This window comes from Actinoplanes sp. HUAS TT8 (assembly GCF_051380535.1).
GTDB lineage: Bacteria > Actinomycetota > Actinomycetes > Mycobacteriales > Micromonosporaceae > Actinoplanes.
On sequence record NZ_CP195646.1, the window covers coordinates 7,793,855 to 7,812,067 of the forward strand.

General features: G+C 71.6%; 15 protein-coding genes and 1 pseudogene. 6 read left to right on the forward strand and 10 right to left on the reverse strand.

Going from position 1 to position 18,213, the window contains the following annotated elements:
* Window positions 1–79 precede the first annotated feature (79 nt).
* On the reverse strand, window positions 80–1,282 hold the full coding sequence (gene hemW, locus ACSHV8_RS34450; RefSeq protein ID WP_436522699.1) for a radical SAM family heme chaperone HemW: 1,203 nt from the start codon (window positions 1,280–1,282) through the stop codon (window positions 80–82).
* A 27-nt stretch (window positions 1,283–1,309) separates the two neighbouring features.
* On the opposite strand from hemW, the gene ACSHV8_RS34455 reads away from it, so the two are divergent.
* From ACSHV8_RS34455 to ACSHV8_RS34465, 3 genes are all read left to right on the forward strand, one after another.
* Window positions 1,310–2,080: an enoyl-CoA hydratase-related protein gene (locus ACSHV8_RS34455; RefSeq protein ID WP_436522701.1), complete on the forward strand. Its 771-nt coding sequence runs from the start codon at window positions 1,310–1,312 to the stop codon at window positions 2,078–2,080.
* A 63-nt stretch (window positions 2,081–2,143) separates the two neighbouring features.
* Complete coding sequence (locus ACSHV8_RS34460) at window positions 2,144–2,992, forward strand: hypothetical protein (protein ID WP_436522703.1); 849 nt, start codon at window positions 2,144–2,146, stop codon at window positions 2,990–2,992.
* A 116-nt stretch (window positions 2,993–3,108) separates the two neighbouring features.
* Window positions 3,109–4,737: a PAS domain S-box protein gene (locus tag ACSHV8_RS34465; RefSeq protein WP_436522705.1), complete on the forward strand. Its 1,629-nt coding sequence runs from the start codon at window positions 3,109–3,111 to the stop codon at window positions 4,735–4,737.
* Window positions 4,738–4,829: 92 nt separating this feature from the next.
* On the opposite strand, the gene ACSHV8_RS34470 is transcribed toward ACSHV8_RS34465, so the two are convergent.
* The 4 genes from ACSHV8_RS34470 to ACSHV8_RS34485 form a co-directional block, all read right to left on the reverse strand.
* Complete coding sequence (locus ACSHV8_RS34470) at window positions 4,830–5,105, reverse strand: GlsB/YeaQ/YmgE family stress response membrane protein (RefSeq protein ID WP_221326093.1); 276 nt, start codon at window positions 5,103–5,105, stop codon at window positions 4,830–4,832.
* Window positions 5,106–5,189: 84 nt separating this feature from the next.
* Window positions 5,190–7,067 (reverse strand): translation elongation factor 4, encoded by a 1,878-nt coding sequence (lepA, locus tag ACSHV8_RS34475; RefSeq protein ID WP_436522707.1) that lies wholly within the window; start codon window positions 7,065–7,067, stop codon window positions 5,190–5,192.
* A gap of 209 nt (window positions 7,068–7,276) precedes the next feature.
* On the reverse strand, window positions 7,277–7,978 hold the full coding sequence (locus ACSHV8_RS34480) for an MOSC domain-containing protein (RefSeq protein WP_436522709.1): 702 nt from the start codon (window positions 7,976–7,978) through the stop codon (window positions 7,277–7,279).
* A gap of 50 nt (window positions 7,979–8,028) precedes the next feature.
* On the reverse strand, window positions 8,029–8,565 hold the full coding sequence (locus ACSHV8_RS34485) for a DUF4240 domain-containing protein (RefSeq protein ID WP_436522711.1): 537 nt from the start codon (window positions 8,563–8,565) through the stop codon (window positions 8,029–8,031).
* A 186-nt stretch (window positions 8,566–8,751) separates the two neighbouring features.
* Here ACSHV8_RS34485 and ACSHV8_RS34490 point away from each other — a divergent pair, with 186 nt between their 5' ends.
* Together ACSHV8_RS34490 and rpsT are read left to right on the forward strand one after the other, a co-directional pair.
* A complete protein-coding gene (locus ACSHV8_RS34490) occupies window positions 8,752–9,756 on the forward strand; it encodes a phosphotransferase family protein (protein WP_436522713.1) in 1,005 nt (334 codons plus the stop codon).
* Window positions 9,757–10,042: 286 nt separating this feature from the next.
* Window positions 10,043–10,309: a 30S ribosomal protein S20 gene (gene rpsT / locus ACSHV8_RS34495; RefSeq protein WP_106316520.1), complete on the forward strand. Its 267-nt coding sequence runs from the start codon at window positions 10,043–10,045 to the stop codon at window positions 10,307–10,309.
* A gap of 787 nt (window positions 10,310–11,096) precedes the next feature.
* Here the strand turns inward: rpsT and ACSHV8_RS34500 are convergent.
* The 5 genes and pseudogenes from ACSHV8_RS34500 to ACSHV8_RS34520 form a co-directional block, all read right to left on the reverse strand.
* A pseudogene (locus tag ACSHV8_RS34500) lies at window positions 11,097–11,327 on the reverse strand (hypothetical protein); the annotation flags it as partial.
* Entirely contained in the window at window positions 11,324–12,307 is a 984-nt protein-coding gene (gene holA / locus ACSHV8_RS34505) for a DNA polymerase III subunit delta (protein ID WP_436522715.1), read from the reverse strand. The pseudogene ACSHV8_RS34500 and the gene holA, both read right to left, overlap by 4 nt.
* 131 nt (window positions 12,308–12,438) lie before the next feature.
* Window positions 12,439–13,794: an acyltransferase family protein gene (locus ACSHV8_RS34510; protein ID WP_436522717.1), complete on the reverse strand. Its 1,356-nt coding sequence runs from the start codon at window positions 13,792–13,794 to the stop codon at window positions 12,439–12,441.
* Between the two features lie 18 nt (window positions 13,795–13,812).
* Window positions 13,813–16,308, reverse strand: a complete 2,496-nt coding sequence (locus ACSHV8_RS34515) for a ComEC/Rec2 family competence protein (protein WP_436522719.1) — start codon at window positions 16,306–16,308, stop codon at window positions 13,813–13,815.
* On the reverse strand, window positions 16,305–17,045 hold the full coding sequence (locus ACSHV8_RS34520; protein WP_436537040.1) for a helix-hairpin-helix domain-containing protein: 741 nt from the start codon (window positions 17,043–17,045) through the stop codon (window positions 16,305–16,307). The genes ACSHV8_RS34515 and ACSHV8_RS34520 overlap by 4 nt, the downstream gene beginning before the upstream one ends.
* A 415-nt stretch (window positions 17,046–17,460) precedes the next feature.
* On the opposite strand from ACSHV8_RS34520, the gene ACSHV8_RS34525 reads away from it, so the two are divergent.
* Window positions 17,461–18,213 carry a putative protein N(5)-glutamine methyltransferase gene (locus ACSHV8_RS34525; protein ID WP_436522721.1) on the forward strand — a complete coding sequence of 251 codons (753 nt, stop codon included), beginning with the start codon at window positions 17,461–17,463 and terminating at the stop codon, window positions 18,211–18,213.

Consider the following 18,213-nt stretch of genomic DNA (forward strand, 5'->3'; position numbering starts at 1 on the left):
AGAGTGCCAGTCTACGTCGCCGCTGGCTGCAGCGCGATGATCGAAAGGACGGATGGTCGAACCGAAACAGTACGGCTCGTCAGGGAACGACGTCGCGGATCACCGCGTCGGCCAGCAACCGCCCACGCAGGGTGAGAACGAGCCGACCGGCGTCGTAGGCACCCGGCTCCAGCAGGCCGTCGGCCAGGGCCCGGGCCGCCGCCGGGCCGTCCACACGGTCCAGGGCGATGCCCTCGCGCAGCCGGACGCGCAACATCACGTCCTCGACGTGCTGGTCCTCACGCGTCAGGAGCTCTCGACCATGACCTGGGGAAACACCATCAAACAAGCGTTTCGCGTACGTCGTCGGATGCTTGACATTCCACCAGCGCACCCCGCCCACGTGGCTGTGCGCGCCCGGCCCGAGACCCCACCAGTCGGCGCCGGTCCAGTACCGCAGGTTGTGCCGGCACTCGCCCCCCGGTTTGGCCCAGTTGGACACCTCGTACCACTGGAAGCCGGCTTTTGTCAGTTTTTCCTCGGCGGCCAGATAGCGATCGGCGGCGATGTCGTCCGACGGGTAGGGCAGCTCGCCGCGGCGCATCCGGACGGCCATGCGCGTGCCGTCCTCGACGATCAGCGCGTAGGCGCTGACGTGGTCGACCCCGGCGTCGACCACGGTCTGCAGGGAACGGTCGAAGTCCTCCGGCGTCTCGCCCGGGGTTCCGTAGATCAGGTCCAGGTTGACGTGCTCGAAGCCGGCCTCGCGAGCCTCCCGAGCAGCCTCGGGCGCGCGGCCGGCGGTGTGTTTGCGGTCCAGGACCCGGAGGACGTGAGCGGCCGACGACTGCATGCCGAGCGAGATCCGGGTGAAGCCGGCTCGGCGAAGGGCTTTCAAGCTCTCGGGGGTGACGGACTCCGGATTCGCCTCGGTGGTCACCTCGGCATCGGCGGCCAGGCCCCAGGTCCGGTCGATCCCCTCCAGGATCTTCCCCAGGTCACCGGGGCTGAGCAGGGTCGGTGTCCCGCCGCCGACGAAGACGGTGTCGACCCGCCGGGGCCGGACCACCTTGGCGGCCAGGTCCAGCTCGCGCAGGACGGTCTCGGCATACTCGTCGCGGCTCGCGCCGCCGCCCAGCTCGCTCGCCGTGTACGTGTTGAAGTCGCAGTAACCGCAGCGGCTCGCGCAGAACGGCACGTGGACGTAGACGGCGAAGCCGTTCGCCCCGACGTCGCGGACCGCCTCGTCGGGGAGGGACCCGTCATCGGGTACGGGTTCACCATCGGGGAGTGCGCCGGCCATCCGTCAAGTCTGCCTTAGGGTGCCGACATGGATCTGGTCCGTACCGTCACCGAGGCCGGGGTGACCACCCTCACGCTGGACAGCCCCTCGAACCGCAACGCCCTGTCCCGCGCCCTGATCACCGAGCTGCTGACCGCGCTGGCCGCCGCGGCTGCCGCCCCCGAGGCCCGGGTCGTGGTGATCTCGCACACCGGCCCGGTCTTCTGTTCGGGCGCCGATCTGAAGGAGACCGCCGCCACCAGGCCGGGTGAGCGGCTGCCGGTCGAGCTGATGGCCGACCTGCTGGCCGCGATCTGGGAGTTCCCGAAGCCGGTGGTGGCCCGGATCGCCGGTCCGGCCCGGGCCGGCGGGCTGGGCCTGATCGGCGCCGCCGACCTGGCCGTCTGCACGAGGTCGGCCACCTTCTCGTTCACCGAGGTCCGGCTCGGGGTGATCCCGGCCGTGATCAGCGCCACCGTGCTGCCCCGGCTGGCCCCGCGGGCCGCGGCCGAGCTCTACCTGACCGGGGACGTCTTCGACGGTGCTCGCGCCGCGGAGATCGGCCTGGTCACGGCCGCTGTCCCGGACGAGGAGCTGGACGCGGCGGTCGCCGCCTACTGCGCCTCGCTGATCCGGGGTGGGCCGCTCGCGCTGGCCGGAACCAAGCAACTGCTGCGGCGTACGCGCTCCGAGTCGATCCGGACCGAACTGGCAGAACTGAGTGACCGTTCAGCCGGATATTTCACCTCGGCGGAGGGCCGCGAGGGCGTTTCCGCACGTCAGGAGAAACGCGATCCGAGCTGGGTGCCGAAACAGTGATGACGATCTAGGTGCGCCGGTTGTCTAGGCTTGGCGTCCGATCGAGCTAGGGGGTGCGGATACGTGAAGACGGCGATCGGCGTGCTCGCCTCGCTCATCCTCATCGCCGTGGTGAGCGTGATCGTCGTGCTGCACCGCAATCCGGGCTCGATCTCGCTGCCGGTGCTCGGCCCGGAGTGCGTGGTCGGCGCCGAGGGTGAGGTCACCATGGACCTGACGCAGATGGCCAACGCGGCCACCATCGCCGCGGTCGGCGTGCGGCGGGACATGCCCGAGCAGGCGGTGGTGGTCGCGCTCGCCACCGCCCTGCAGGAGTCCAAGCTGGAGAACCTGGACGGCGGCGACCGCGACTCGGTCGGCCTGTTCCAGCAGCGCCCGAGCAAGGGCTGGGGCACGGTCGAGCAGATCAAGGACCCGAGGTACGCGGCCGGCAAGTTCTACACCGCCCTGAAGAAGGTCAAGGGCTGGGAGAACATGCGGGTCACCGACGCCGCGCAGAAGGTGCAGCGCTCGGCGTACCCGAATGCCTACGAGAAGTGGGCCGACGAGGCCCGCGTCCTGACCAGCGCGCTGCTCGGCAAGTCCACCGGCTCGGTCGCGTGCCGGGTCACCGGCACTCCGGCGCTGCGCGGCGCGGCCGCGGCGTCGGCCGTCATGGCCGGCCTCAAGCTGGACTGGGGCAAGAAGCTGGGCTCCACCAGCCCGGAGGCGGCCGGCCTGACAGTTTCGGTCAGCAACGCCAGCTCGGGCTGGCGCTACGCGCACTGGCTGGTTTCGCACGCTTCGGCGACCGGACTCGAACGGGTACGTTTCGCCGACCTGGAATGGCATGCCCAGGACGGAAAGTGGCAGCAAGTAACCACGGCGGGCGACCACGACAGCAGCCGCGTCGTCGCCGAAGTCTTCGCCTGACCCCTACTCTCCGCAACTTTCGGTGACTTTCGGTAGTTCACACGGCTGAGACAAGAAATTGCGCTGCGTATACATCGACATGGACAGTCCGCAACCGTCCTGGTACTAAGTAGGACGTGTTCTGGGGAGCGCTCGAATGGATCCTGCTGGGAGTGGGGGGCGTCGGCGCGATCACCTACGGTGTGCGCCGTCATCGACCGGCGCGGAAAGCGCCGTGGTGGCTGCTGGCCGGCTCTCTGGCCGCTCTTGCGGTGGGCGACGTCTGTTACTCGTACCGGGTGATGGGACTGGCCGACATCTTCTACCTGTTGATGTTCGGTCTCACCGCCCTGTGCCTGCTGCAGTTCACCCGCGGCGGCGCGCTGCTGGGTGACCGGGCCCGGTTGATCGACCTGCTGGCCGCCACCTGCACGACGCTGCTGGTGGTCTGGGTCTTCGTGATCGGGTCGGATCGGTTGCACACGGTCTCGGCCACCGACGTGATCGGTGACCTGCTGCTCATCGGCGTGGCCGGCCGGCTGGTCGCGGCCGACCGGCGCAACGTCTCGGCCTGGCTGCTGCTGACCGGCGCGCTCGGGATGCTGACCGGCGACGTGGCGTTCCCGCTGGAGCACAACTGGAAGACCGAGTCCGCGTTCGTGGTGCTCTACATCTGCTGGGGCCTGGCCGCGCTGCACCCGTCGATGGTCCGGCTGACCGAACCGGGGCCGCCGCGGCACAGTCCCTGGAAGTTCCGGTGGTCGGTGCTGCTCGCGCTGGCCGCCACCACGCCGCCCACGGTGCTGCTGATCGAGGCGCTCCGGGGTGACGTGAAGGACGGTCTGGTGATCGCCATCACCGGCGCGGTCACCCTGCTGCTGACCATCACCCGGCTCGGTGACGCGATCCGGCAGAACAGCCAGGCCCTGGGCCGCGAGCAGGGCCTGCGGGCGGCCACGGCCGCGCTGGTGGCCGCGGCCGACCGGCCGGCCGTGGACACGGCGGTGCGGGCCGCGGTCGTCCGGCTGCTGCCGCCGGCGTCGGTGCGCCGGGTCTCGCTGGCCGACGAGTTGTCCCCGGCCGAGCTGCCGCCCGCCCCGGCCGGTCCGGCCGCGCGCAGCTGGTGGCTGGACTCGGCCGACCCGGACGACCGGACCCTGGTCTGCCCGCTGCGCCTGGAGCCGCTCGACGTGGCCCGGCCCAGTGGTGGCGCGCTGATCATCACCGGCCGCCGGACCGATCTGCTGGCCGGGCACGACGCGCTCGAGGTGCTGGCCGGTCAGGCCGCGCTCGCGCTGGACCGGATCACCCTGGTCGAGGCGGTCGGCCGCCGGGACAGCGATCTCTATCTGCGGGCTGTGATTCGAAACACAGCCGACCTGATGGCGGTGATCGACGTCGACCAGCGGATCCGCTACGCCAGCCCGGCGCTGCGCGACGCGCTCGGCCAGACCGAACTACCTCCGCTGGCCACCCTTGACGAGCTGATCCACCCGGACGACCGGGCCCGGGTCCGCAACGCGCTGCGCTCGCACGGCGACGGCACCGTGCACTGTGCCCTGCAGCGCTCCGACCAGAGCCAGGTGCTGGTCGAACTGACCTACCGCGACCTGCGCGAGGACCGCCTGGTGCAGGGCCTGGTGGTGACGCTGCGGGACATCACCCGCAACCACGACCCGGCCGAGCAGCACCCGCACGCCGAGCACAGCACCGAGATGCCGGCCTGGGTCAATCGGCGCAGCGCTCAGCAGCGTTTCCGCTATTAGGAAAGACCATTTCCCGCGTACGAGGGAAATGGTCTTCGAACACACGAAGAAGCGCCGGACCTCCGAGGAGATCCGGCGCTTCCCTGGTTGCCTTATCGGGTCAGGCCACGACGGCCGGTGATACCGACCGTGAGGGCGACACCGATGGCGGCCAGAACGACCTGGAAGAAGAACTCGATCCAGTCGAAGCCGTTGGTGTTCGCGACACCGAAGGCCCGGGCCAGCACCGTGCCGAGCAGCGCCGCGACAACACCGATGACCATGGTCAGCCAGATCGGGATGTTCTGCTTGCCGGGTACGACCAGGCGACCCAGAGCGCCGATGATCAGACCGACGATAAGGGCGGTGATGATTCCGGTGACAGTCATTGAGGTCCTCCTCGGGGGGTGGAGCTTGTTCGGTTGCGTCCGTCGAGCACCAGAGTTCCCGACCCCCCGAGAAATCAAACCGCCCTATTTTTTGGCGGCCTTCGGATCGGCCGCCTCCGAGGTGGAGAGCGCGGCGATGAAGGCCTCCTGGGGCACCTCCACGCGGCCCACCATCTTCATCCGCTTCTTGCCTTCCTTCTGCTTCTCGAGCAGCTTGCGCTTGCGGCTGATGTCACCGCCGTAGCACTTGGCGAGCACGTCCTTGCGGATCGCGCGGATCGTCTCGCGGGCGATGATCCGGGAGCCGATGGCCGCCTGGATCGGCACCTCGAACTGCTGCCTCGGGATGAGTTTCTGCAGCTTGGCGGCGATGGACGTGCCGTACGCGTACGCCTTGTCCTTGTGCACGATGGCGCTGAACGCGTCGACCGGCTCGCCGTGCAGCAGGATGTCGACCTTCACCAGGTCCGCGACCTGCTCGCCGGAGGGCTCGTAGTCGAGCGAGGCGTAGCCCTTGGTCTTGCTCTTGAGCTGGTCGAAGAAGTCGAAGATGATCTCGGCGAGCGGCAGGGTGTACCGCAACTCCACCCGTTCGGCGGACAGATACTCCATGCCGAGCAGCGCACCGCGCCGGCTCTGGCACAGCTCCATGACGGCGCCGACATACTCGTTCGGGACCAGCACGGTGGCCCGCACCACCGGCTCGTGGATCTCGGCGATCTTGCCGGACGGGAACTCGCTCGGGTTGGTGACCGTGGACTCCTTCGCGTCCTCGGTGACCACCTGGTAGACCACGTTCGGCGCGGTGGAGATCAGGTCGAGGCCGAACTCGCGCTCCAGCCGCTCGCCGATGATCTCCAGGTGCAGCAGGCCCAGGTAGCCGACGCGGAACCCGAAGCCGAGCGCGGCCGACGTCTCCGGCTCGTAGGTGAGCGCGGCGTCGTTCAGCTTCAGCTTGTCCAGCGCGTCACGCAGGGCCGGGTAGTCCGAGCCGTCGATCGGGTAGAGACCCGAATAGACCATCGGCTTCGGGTCCTTGTAGCCGCCCAGCGCGTCCTTGGCCGGCCGGTTGTGGCCGGTCACGGTGTCACCGACCCGGGACTGACGGACGTCCTTCACACCGGTGATCAGGTAACCGACCTCACCGACACCGAGCGCGGTCGCCTTCTCCATCTCGGGCGAGACGACACCGATCTCCAGCAGCTCGTGCACGGCGCCGGTGGACATCATCTTGATCTTGTCGCGCGCCTCGATCCGGCCGTCGATCACCCGGACGTACGTGACCACGCCGCGGTACACGTCGTAGACCGAGTCGAAGATCATCGCGCGGGCCGGAGCGGCCGCGTCACCGACCGGCGCCGCCAGCTCGCGGACGATCTCGTCGAGCAGGTGGTCCACGCCGACACCGGTCTTGCCGGAGACCCGCAGCACCTCCGAGGGGTCGACGCCGATGAGCTTGGCCAGCTCCTCCGCATACTTCTCGGGCTGCGCGGCCGGCAGGTCGATCTTGTTGAGCACCGGGATGATGCGCAGATCGTTCTCCATCGCCAGGTACAGGTTGGCGAGAGTCTGCGCCTCGATGCCCTGCGCGGCGTCGACCAGCAGGATCGCGCCCTCACAGGCGGCCAGGCTGCGGGACACCTCGTAGGTGAAGTCCACGTGACCCGGGGTGTCGATCATGTTCAGCACGGCGGTCTCGCCCTGCCGGGCGCCCTCACGGACGGTCCACGGCATACGGACGGCCTGGGACTTGATGGTGATGCCGCGCTCGCGCTCGATGTCCATCCGGTCCAGGTACTGCGCGCGCATCTGACGTGGGTCGACCACCCCGGTGATCTGCAGCATCCGGTCGGCCAGCGTCGACTTGCCGTGGTCGATGTGGGCGATGATGCAGAAGTTGCGGATGCGGCTGGGATCGGTCGATCCGATCACGTTCACGCCGGGGTCGAGCGGTCCAGGCACGGTCGTCCGTTCTTCTCGGGCTGGTCTTTGTCGTCGTGCTGCTCAAGAGCTCCGGCCGGGTGGCCGGTCACTCCGGATCCGGCTCGCCGGCCGGGAGACCGGCGGTCCGGGGTCCGGCCCGTCGGCTGACACGCCGGCGGTCCGGTTCGGGGTCGCCGGCGGACACGCCGGCGCTCCCTATCGTCCCACGCCCGGATGGGCAGGTCCGATCACACCCGTTCGAGCGGCTCACGCGGACCCGGCGGCAGCTCCACGGCAACCGGATCCCCGGGACGAATCGGGCCACCGCGCAGCACCACGCCCATCACGCCGGCCCGGCGGACGACGTGGCCGTGATCGTCCTGGCCCAGGACCTCCTTGAGCAGGCCCGGCCGGAACGTGTTGATCTGCGCGCACGGATTCCGCAGGCCGGCCAGCACGACCGCGGCCCGCGGGTCGGCGCCGGAGTCACGGTCGACGGCGTGGGCCACCGCGGTGGTCGCGCGGGCCGTGGCCTCGTCCAGCTCGGCCGAGGCGGCCGCGGCCAGCACCGCGCGCACCGGATGCTCCCCCGGACTCTCCGGCATCGCACCGTCGGGCGGTGGGCCGAAGCGCAGGATCGTGCCGCGGGGCAGGGCCAGCAGGTCGAGGCCGCGGGTCGTCACGTTCTCGCCGATGCCGCCGGCGGGCACGTCGAAGCCCTTGCCGGCCACCTCGTCGAACAGCTCGGCCTGGATCAGATGGACCTGTCGCAGGTTCGGCTGGGCCGGATCGGCCCGCACCCGGCTCCGATGCCGCACGTTGACCCCGGCGTGGATGTCCCCCTCGACGCCCAGGCCGGCTACCAGCACGATCTCGTCCCGGTTGGGCTTGGAGAACGTGTAGGCGTCGTTCCGGCTGACCGCCGCGACAGTTCCCGAATCAGCACTCATACCCCGAGTCTCGCCACCACCGCCCCACATCTCGACCCGGTTTCCGCCGATCAGTAATCCGGCGGCTCCAGGAACAGCGCGGACAGTTTCGGAAGACGGCGACGCATCTCGTCCTCGTTGTCGAAATCCCACAGGTCGCCGACCGCGGGCCGGGTGCGGGGCCGCTCCTCGGCCGGCATCGGCTCGCCGGTGGCCTGCTCATAGGCCCGCGCCGCGATGCCCAGCACCTCCTCGGCCTCGAACACGGCGCCGGTGTCCGCCGCCGCCTTGATCACCACCACGTTGGCCAGCACGTCGGGAGACTGGACGGCCGCGGCGACCGCCTTGCGCCCGTGCGCGATGAGCCAGCCCCGGAACGCGTCGAAACCCGCCTCGTCGGCCCCGCTGTTGATCAGATAGGCCGCGGCCCAGAGATCCTCCGTCCCGGAGGCCGCCATCACCTTGTCCAGGTGGCGGCCCCAGGCGACGATCTCCGCCGGATCACTCGTGGCCAGGTCGGCGACGGCGCGCTCGGCCACCTCGGCCGGGGACGCCGGCTTCGACGCGGTCGCGCGGTCGATGACCGCCCAGAAATCGTCGGTTCGCATGCCGCGATCCTGCCAGTGCCCTACGACACTTCCCCCACGACACGGGCGGCGGTTTCCGTCAAGGCCACCGCGGCCCCCATCGACAGCAGCTCCCACGAGGCGATCGCGGCCACGCAGACGACGGCTCCCGCGCGGACCACCACGGGCGCGACTCCGTGGTGTGGGTCACGGCGGCAGGATGGAGGCATGCGGCCGATCACTCTGCCCGACGTTCCGTACGATGCCACCGCCGTACGCCCGGAATGGCAGGATTTGCCGGAGAGCGTGCGCAAAGCGATCACCGCGCGCCTCGCCTCCCCGGTTTCCGCCGCGCGCAGCGCAGGCGGCGGTTTCACCCGGGCCTTCGCCAGCGTCCTGCAGACCGAGGCCGGGACCAGCGCGTTCGTCAAGGCGGCCCCGCTCAGCGACCCGACCTCCCGGTGGTACGCCCGGGAGGCGGCCGTCACCGCGGCCCTCCCGCCGGAGGTGACCGCCGCCCGGCCGCTCTGGACCATGACCGAATCCGATTGGTACGTGCTGGCCCTGGAGGCGATCGACGGCAGCATCCCGGCGCTCCCCTGGACCCGGGCCGACCTGGACGCCACGCTGCGGACCTGGTCGGCCGCGGCCACCGCGCTGGCCTACCCGTCGCCGCGGATGCTGGAGATCGGCCTGCCCGCGCTGCCCGAGATCCTGCGCGACGAGATGTCCTGGTGGCAGCGGATCGCCCGGCGCCGCGAGCCGATGCCGGAACCGGCCCGCGACACGATCGCCCCCAGCCGGCTCGCCGAGCTGGCCAAACTCGAACGCGCCCTGCCGGGGCTCGCCGCCGGGGACGCGATGATGCACGGCGACCTGCGGCTGGACAACGTGCTGATCGACCGGAACGGCCGCGCGTGGCTCTGCGACTGGACCTGGCCGTGCCTCGGCGCGCCCTGGTTCGACACGGTCACGCTGCTGGTCAGCGCGCATGCCGCCGGCGTGGACACGGACGCCGTGCTGCGCGCGTGGGGCGCGCCGGACGAAGGGGTGGACGGCGCGCTGGCCGCATTGTCGGGATATTGGCTGGTACGTGCCGGGGGCGGACCGAGCAGCGCGTCCCCGCACAGCCGGCAGCACCAGCGCTTCAGCGGCCTCCAGGCCCTCGCCTGGCTCACCGAACGCCGTGGCTGGACCACGACCCCGGAAAAGCGCGGCCGGCTCCGCCGCTGACCCCTGAGGGCGCCGCAAGGGCCGCCCTCCAGGGGGCCGCAAGGGCCGCTGACCCCTGCAGGGACAGCTCGGACACGGCCCGGGCCGGGCATCACCCACCGCGATCAGCGGCTTCAACGGGCGGCCGGGCGGAGCCGTTTTGGCGGCTCGGAGGCGTACTGGTAGTCTGGATCCTCGCGTGTGGTGACACGCTGTTGTTTCATGCACCGGCCTCGCCGGGTGAGACTTCCGCGCGGTGATCACTCGTTCAGACCATTTTCCGAACTAGTCAGGACAAGGCTGTCGCGTGGCGAACATCAAGTCCCAGATCAAGCGCAACCGGCAGAACGAGAAGGCCCGTCTGCGCAACAAGTCGGTCAAGTCGTCGCTGAAGACGGTGATCCGCAAGCTTCACGAGGCGAGCGACTCCGGCAACACCGAGTCGGCTACCGCTCTGCTGCGTGACGCCTCGCGTCAGCTGGACAAGGCTGTCAGCAAGGGCGTCATCCACAAGAACCAGGCGGCCAACCGTAAGTCGGCCATCGCCAAGAAGATCGCCTCGCTGTCCGCCTGATCCTCTTCGGATCAGATCGGCGGCCGCACGGAAGCGGCCGCCGGCTCCGCCCGCCGGCGGGCGGGCAGAACGACGAAACCGGGCACCGCTGGACTCTCAAGGTCCGCGCGGTGCCCGGTTCGTTTTAATTTCCGGGGTACGGCGTCAGCACCGCCCCACAGCATCGCCATATTTCCGGCAAGCGGGTTAGGCCCGCGGCCACGCCACCTCATCGTCACCAGCCAAGCCGATGCCGCACGCGCGCGACCAGGCCGACGGCCCACAACGATACCGGTGCGACCGCTTCAGCAGCTCACGGCACCTCGCGCGTAACCACATCAGCAACTCACGGCCGCACGCGCGGAACCACGTCGGCACCTGCGCGACGGCGCCGCAGGCTCACGGACAGCGCGCCTGAACGCCGTACGGCGAAATCGTCTTGAAAAATCGCCTACTCGTAGCGCCGCACGGCCGATTGGCGAGCCATCTGCTGCCGGACGTCGAGCTCTTCCGCCCACGGGCGCCGAACCGGTGCCGTGTTGACCGCGGCCCCCTGCTCGGACGGCATTTCCGGCTGGCCGGAGCGACGACCGTAACCGTTTTCCGGAGGGAACCAGACCACGCCGGTGGACCGGGCGCCGGTCTCGACCGGGGGCGGCACGACGGGTGTCCGCACCCGGGGCGGCGGCGGGGGCCACTCTCCCGACGGCCATTCGGTCGAGTGCGGTCGATGCGGGTGGCGTTCCCGCGTCACGGCGGCCCGGGCCGCGATCGGCTCGCCGACCGGCGCGGGCGGTGCGAGCCACCCGGCCACCAGGTCGTTGAACTTCACCATGACGGCGACGGCGGCCGGCAGCACGATCACGCCCCACCAGCTGACCAGCTCGGCCAGGGCGAGCAGCGCGCCGAGGGCGAGCGCGCCCTCCAGGAAGACGAAGCAGAGCAGCCCGCCGGGGCTGAGGTGGCGCAGGCCCAGCATGCGGGCGTAGAGCGGCTGGTTGGCCACCCCGGCCCGGCGGGAACGAACTGTCCTGGTCATCGTGTGCCACCTCCGCGCCGGGCCGCGGCCACCGCGAAGACGGCCTGCTCCAGCGCATATCCCCGGTCCTCGGCGCCGCCCTTGACCGCGGCGTTGCACTCGGCGGCGGCGCGCATGGCGTCGACCAGGCCGTCGGGTGTCCAGCCGCGGCTGCGTTCCTGGGCCCGCTGGATCTTCCAGGCCGGCATGCCGAGGGTGCTGGCCAATTGGTACGGATTTCCCTTCCCGGCCGAGGCGACCCGCGCGACGGTCCGCACGCCGTCGGCCAGCGCGTCCGCGATCGGCACCGGGTCGACGCCGACGTGCAGGGCCCAGCGCAGCGCTTCGAGGGCGCCCGGCAGGTCGCCGATCATCGCCGCGTCGGCCACGGTGAAGCCGCTGACCTCGGCGCGGCCCTTGTAGTAGCGCGCGACGACGGCCTCGGTGACCTTGCCGTCGGTGTCGGCGATCAGCTGCGAGCAGGCGGCGGCGATCTCCCGCAGGTCGTTGCCGACGGAGGCGAGCAGCGCGGACGCGGCGGCCTCGTCGCACCGGCCGCCGGCCCGGCGGAACTCGTCCCGGACGAAGGCGATGCGATCGCGGTCACTCTTGAGCTTCATGGCCGGGATGACGGTGGCGCCGGCCTTCTGCAGGCCGTCGGCGAACGCCTTGCCCTTGGCCCCGCCGGGATGGGTGACGATCAGGGTGACCTCGGGGTCCGGGCTCTTCGCGTAGGCCAGCAGGGCGGCGGCCAGCTCCTTGCGCGCGTCCTGCCCGTTGCGCAGGACCAGTGCGCGACGGCCGCCGAACAGGGACGGGCTCAGCATCTCGGCGACCTCGCCGGGGCTGAGCTGGCCGGCCTCATACTCCCGGACGTCCGCGCCGGGGTCGGCGGCGCGCGCCGCTTCCACCGCCGCGGTGACGGCACGGGCGGCGAGAAGTTCCTCATCACCCTGGACGAGTAGCAATGAGGGAGGTGGCGCGGCGTTCACGCGTGCCATGTTCGCACGTCCCACCGACACTCCGACGAGCCTCACTCTTCAGCGCAGCTCAACTGATCACTGAACGCGAAACCCGACATATCGGCACGCAACACTGCTTCTGCGTGCGTGGCCTGCGGCATCGCCTCCGGTCACGCCGATATCCGTCCGAGGTCGTCCGGCCGGGACCGGCCCGGAAATTCGCCATCCCCCTTCGGCATGTCGGACTTTCCCGATTTATCGCCGAAGCCGAGCCCGCCCGCTGAGCCGCGCCCGTCCACCCAACTGGGCTCGTGAGTCGAGCCGAGCCGCCGCCCCAGCGACTGGAACGGCAGCTCGACCAGCCGATGACCGACCCAGCTCACCACCAGCGTCACCACGAGACACACACCCGCCCACCCGAGCCGAGCCGGAACCCCGCCCGCCCGAGCCGCGATCAACTGCTCCCCGAGCAGGCGCAACACCAGCACATGGGTCAGATAGACCGAGTAGCTGACACCCCCGAGCCAGGACAACCACCGCGGAATCCGCCGCGACATCCGCCCCAGCCCGAAGACCGCGAACGCCAGCGCCACCGCACTCAGCCAGGAACTCCGCGCCAGCCCGTCGGACAGGCCGACCATGTCCCAGATCCCGCCGTACCGGTACACCGCGAAGATCGCCGCCCCGAGCACCCCGGCGACCGCGAGCAGCGCCCGGCGCACACTGATCTGCCCCCGCTCGGCCCGGTAGAGCGCGGTCCCGGTGAACATCACGGCCAGGATGACGAACCCCTCCCACGGGCCGCCCGGCTGGTTCACCCCGAGCAGGCCGAACACCAGCACCGTGAGCAGGACGGCCCCGCCGGTCACCACCACGGCGCGACCGCGGCACACCGCCACCACCCCGGCCACCAGCACGAACGCCGCGACCACGGTCACGTTGCGCGGATCGCCGGTGAACACCCCGGACGGCAGCACCCCGCCGAGCACGACGGCCGCGGCGGCCAGCAGCAGCGCGATCTCCACGCTGAACCGGTGCACCCCGACCACGAACGCGGCGGTGACCAGCAGGTAGAAGAACATCTCGTAGGTGAGCGTCCAGAACTGGTTCTGCACGTTCACGCCGCCGAGCATGTCCTGCAGCATCGTCAGGTTGCTCAGCACCGTCGTGCCGGTGTGCTCGCGCAGCCCGGCCGGCACGACCCCCGGCCGCCACCACGACAGCAGCACGGCCATCGCGAAAACGGTCAGGAACGCCGGGTAGAGCCGGAACAACCGGCCCGTCCAGAACCGCCGAAGGTCGCCCCGGCGTTCGAGCGAGGCCGGCACGATGTACCCGCTGACCAGGAAGAACAGGGTGACGCCGAAGATCCCGGCGTGCGCCACGGACCGGGTCGCGTGCTTCACCTCCGGCGCCAGGTAGTCGGTGACGTGCTCGAAGAAGACCGCGAGCACGGCCAGGCCGCGCAGTGCGTCGAGCCACCGCATCCGGGCCGGCCCGCTCTCGACTGATGCTGATGAGCTCACACCCCTTCCAACGAGCGGTCAGACTCCGCGCACGGTCACCGCGAGGCCACCTCCGGCGGCCGTCACGGCGACATCACCCGATTCATCGGTACGGATCACTCGCGCCCCGTCCCGGGCCAGCCGCGCCAGCAGGGACGCGTTCGGATGCCCGTAGTCGTTGTCCACCCCCACCGACACCAGCGCCACCGCCGGATCCACCGCGTCCAGCAGCTCCGGCGACTGCAATGCACTGCCGTGATGCGCCACCTTCAGCACATCGGCCCGCAAGCCCGCCGCGCCGAGCCGCCCGACCAGGTCGTTCTGCTCCTCGGTCTCGGCATCACCGGGCAGCAGCACGGTCCGCCCGGCGACCGTCGCCCGCAGCACCAGCGAGTTGTTGTTCGGATCCGAATTGGTCCCGTGCAGCGGCTCCAGAGGCGCAAGCGCCTCCAACCTCAGACCCCCGATCGCGTACGTCCACCCGGGCCCCGCCGAGGACACCGGCGCACCGGCCTTCCCGGCGACCTCGGCCACCCGCCGTCGCCCACCGGCCGGCTCGGGCCAGTCCGGGCCCACCACCGCCGCGACCGCACGCCCCCGGAACAGGCCCTCCACCCCGCCGATGTGATCCACGTGATAGTGGCTGACCACGAACAACGCCACCTGCCGGATCCCGAGCCGGCGCAGGCACCCGTCCACCGGATCCGGCTCCGGCCCGGCGTCGACCACCACCGCCCGCCCGTCCCCGGCCGGCAGCACGATCGCATCCCCCTGCCCGACCGAACACGCCACCACCAGCCAGCCCGGCGGCGGCCAGCCGGAGGCGAGCAGCCGCACCGGCAGCGCACCCAGCACCGCGCACGCCGCCACCACCGCGGCCAGCTTCCGGACCACCGCCCGCCGTGCCGCGATCAGCACCACCACCGTGATCCCGGCCAGCAGCAACGCCCCGGGCACCCCGTCCGGCCAGGGCAGCGCCCCGGCCGGCATCCGGGCGCCGGTCCGGGCGACCAGCACCAGCCACTCGGCCGGCCAGTGCGCCAGCCAGGCCGCGAACTCGGCGCCGGCCGGCCACACCGGAGAGAGCAGCGCCGCGCCCACCCCGAGCAACGTCGCCGGGGCGATGGCGGGCACCACCACCAGGTTCGCCGGCACCGCGACCAGGCTGACCGTGCCCGACAGCCCGGCGATCACCGGACCGCAGGCCACCTGCGCGGCGGCCGGCACGGCCAGCGCCTCGGCCGCGCCGGGCGGCCAGCCCCGGGCCCGCAACGCGTCCCGCCAGACCGGGGCGAGCAGCAGCAGACCGGCGGTGGCCAGCACGGACAGCGTGAAACCGGCGTCCGCGGCCAGCTCCGGGTCGTACACCAGGAGCACGGCGGCGGCCGCGGCCAGCGCCGGAACCGCCGCCCGCGGTCGCCCGGAAGCGAGCCCGAGCAGCCCGATCGCGCCCATCGCGGCGGCCCGGACCACACTCGGCGACGGCCGGGCCAGAATCACGAAACCGACCAGCGCCACCCCGCACACCACCGCGCAGAGCACTGGGCCGGCCCCGGTCCGCCGCACCACGAAAAGGATGACGCCCAGGATGATCGCCACGTTCGAGCCGCTCACGGCGTTCAGATGTGTCATGCCGGTCGCCTGGAAATCGGCCTCCAGACTCGGATCGAGCCGGCTGGTGTCCCCGACGACCAGGCCCGGCAGCAGACCCCCGGAGTCGTCGGGCAACGGCTCGCAGGCGCGCTGCAGCCCGGCCCGGAGAACCCCGGCGGCGCGCTGAGCCCACGACGGTTCCCCGATGAGCTGCGGCGATTCGCGTACGGAGACGACCGCCGCCCGCAGATCACCCGGGCGCGGCGGCATCAGCCGGCCGGTGGCGGTCAGATGCTGGCCGGGAAGCAGGGTGCGCCAGCCCGGGTCGCTGCCGAGTACTAGCGCCCGCGCGGACAGCCGGATCGGGGTGCCGCCGTCCTTCGGCCGGACACGTTCCAGCTCGACCGCGACCAGGTAGGTCGGTGGGCCGGCGGTGGTGGTCAGCGCGTGCGGGTCGTCGCGGACGATCATCGACAGGTCGACCGGATCGCCGGAGTCGATCAGGGAGACCAAGGGTTGCGCCTCGCGGACGCTGACCCGGGCGGCGGTGGCCAGGGATCCGCAGGCGGCGCCGAGGGCGATCGCCGCGCCGGTCCAGCGCAGGGCGGCCCAGGTTGCCGGTGCTCCTCGCGGTTGCTCGGTTGTCGATACCCCTCGCGCCCGCCCTCCCGCCGCCTCCTCCGCCTTGTTCCTGTTCGGCCCGGCCAGCGCACCCGCCACGGCCACGAGCAGGGCCAGCCCGCCTGCGAGCAGCCCGATCCGGGCGCTGCCGTGTAGCCCGCCCAGCGATGCCAGCCAGATCCCCACCATGAACCCGGCCAGCCGCAGATCCGGTGCCGCTTTCTGCGGCCCGGAGCCCCGCGCCGACGCCGGGCCGGGTCGGCGCGGCCGAGGCGTTTCCGGTCGTTCCGGGCCGGGCCGGGGCGGGCGCCGGGCGGTCATATCGTCACCAGGTCCTTGAGCTGCTCGTAGCGGGCGTCGCCGATGCCGTCCACCTTGCGGAGGTCGGTCACCGCTTTGAAGCCGCCCTGGGCGTCGCGGGCGTCCAGGATTCGCTGGGCCAGGACCGGGCCCACCCCGGGCAGCGAGTCCAGGTCGGCCAGCGTGGCCGTGTTCAGGTTGATCAGGCCACCGCCGGAGCCGGGCGGGCCGGTGGCGGCCGGGCCGGTCGGGGCGCCGGCCGGTGGGGTGACGCCCACCATGATCAGTTCGCCGTCGGTGACCTTGCGGGCCAGGTTGAGGGCGGACACGTCGACTCCCGGTTCGGCGCCACCGGCCGCGGTCAGGGCGTCGGCGACCCGGGCGCCGGGGGCCAGCCGGACCAGGCCGGGTTTCCGGACCTTGCCGCCGACCGCGACCACGACCTCGGCCGGGGCGCTGCCACCGGTCGGTCCGGTGACGGCCTCGGTGCTCGTGAGGCCGGCCGGGACGCCCGGCGCGATCGGGTCGGCCCGGGGCCGGGACCGCCAGGCCAGGAACGCCGCGACCAGGGCGACCACCACCGCGACGGCGGCCAGGGCCCGGACGCCGGAGCGCCCGGGGTCGACGGCGTGCAGCCATTTGCGTGGTTCGTCGGCCTCACCGAACGCCCCTTTGCCGGGGAGGGCCGGTTCGGGTTCCGGCGGTTCCTCGAACTTCCAGGAGTACCGCTCGTCGAACGGCTCGCCCCACGCAGGCATCTCAGCGCCCGCCGGGCCGTCGGGAAGCCCGGAAGGCACCGGAACCCGCCCGGGCCGGTCAACTCCGTCAGGCAGACCACGCCCACCACCTCTCGATCCTCCCGAGCCGTACACACCGGACGGGCCGCCACCCGGCTCGTCGATCTCGGACCAGGCCGGCACGATGTCCGACCACCGCAGCGGCCCGCCGTCGCCGCCCGGCCCCGCCCGGCCCGGCGCACCCACGGCCGGCGCCGGCGGCGGCGACCCGTCGTGGAGCGCCCGCATCCGGGTCGCCACGACGTCGTCGGTATCCTTCGCCTCTCGCACGGGGTCGAAGTCTGTGACCTCGGCCCGGCCGGTGCCGGCCGGGCTGTGGACAGACCGGCACTGTGGACAAGCCCCATGATCTTGCGAGCTCTGCTAAGGACGGCGTGTGACCGAAGAAGAGGCGATCATCCGGCTACGGTCCGCGGGCTGCGTCTTCGCCGAGGACGAGGCCGCGGTGCTGGTCAGCAGCGGCGGCGACCTGGCGGCGCTGGTCGAGCGGCGCTGCGCGGGCGAGCCGCTGGAGCAGGTGGTCGGCTTCGCGGATTTCGCCGGTGTCCGGGTCAGGCTCCGGCCGGGCGTCTTCGTCCCCCGGGTGCGCAGCGAGCTGCTGGTCCGGGTCGCCGTCGAGGAGGCCGGGCGGCACGATGATCCGCTGGTCGTGGACCTGTGCTGTGGGTCCGGAGCGCTCGCTCTGGCCGTACGGGAAGCAATTCCCGGAATCAGCGTGCACGCCGCCGACGTCGATCCGGTCGCGGTCGCCTGCGCCGAGGAGAACCTCGGGGGCAACGTCCACCAGGGTGATCTCTTCGCCGCCCTGCCCCCGGAGTTGCGCGGCCGGATCACCGTCCTGCTGGCCAACGTCCCCTACGTGGCGACCCGGCACCTCCCGTTCCTGCCGGCCGAGGCCCGTGATCACGAGCCGCGCACGGCGCTGGACGGTGGCGACGACGGTCTGGCCGTGTTCCGCGCGGTTCTCGACGGGGCCGGGGCCTGGCTGGCCCCGGGCGGGCTGCTGCTCTCCGAGATCACCGAGGCACAGGCCGGGGCCGCGATCGCCGCCGTCGATGGGAACGGATTGACGTCCGCCGTGGTCACCGACGATGATCTCGACGCCCGTGTGATCACCGCGAGACGATAG

What these genes read in the sequence shown, in the direction of transcription:
- hemW (WP_436522699.1), bottom strand. Translation starts at nt 1,282, where the DNA reads ATGGCCGGCGCACTCCCCGATGGTGAACCCGTACCCGATGACGGGTCC.
- ACSHV8_RS34455 (WP_436522701.1), top strand. Translation starts at nt 1,310, where the DNA reads ATGGATCTGGTCCGTACCGTCACCGAGGCCGGGGTGACCACCCTCACG.
- ACSHV8_RS34470 (WP_221326093.1), bottom strand. Translation starts at nt 5,105, where the DNA reads ATGACTGTCACCGGAATCATCACCGCCCTTATCGTCGGTCTGATCATC.
- ACSHV8_RS34480 (WP_436522709.1), bottom strand. Translation starts at nt 7,978, where the DNA reads ATGAGTGCTGATTCGGGAACTGTCGCGGCGGTCAGCCGGAACGACGCC.
- ACSHV8_RS34485 (WP_436522711.1), bottom strand. Translation starts at nt 8,565, where the DNA reads ATGCGAACCGACGATTTCTGGGCGGTCATCGACCGCGCGACCGCGTCG.
- ACSHV8_RS34490 (WP_436522713.1), top strand. Translation starts at nt 8,752, where the DNA reads ATGCGGCCGATCACTCTGCCCGACGTTCCGTACGATGCCACCGCCGTA.
- holA (WP_436522715.1), bottom strand. Translation starts at nt 12,307, where the DNA reads ATGGCACGCGTGAACGCCGCGCCACCTCCCTCATTGCTACTCGTCCAG.
- ACSHV8_RS34515 (WP_436522719.1), bottom strand. Translation starts at nt 16,308, where the DNA reads ATGACCGCCCGGCGCCCGCCCCGGCCCGGCCCGGAACGACCGGAAACG.
- ACSHV8_RS34520 (WP_436537040.1), bottom strand. Translation starts at nt 17,045, where the DNA reads ATGCCTGCGTGGGGCGAGCCGTTCGACGAGCGGTACTCCTGGAAGTTC.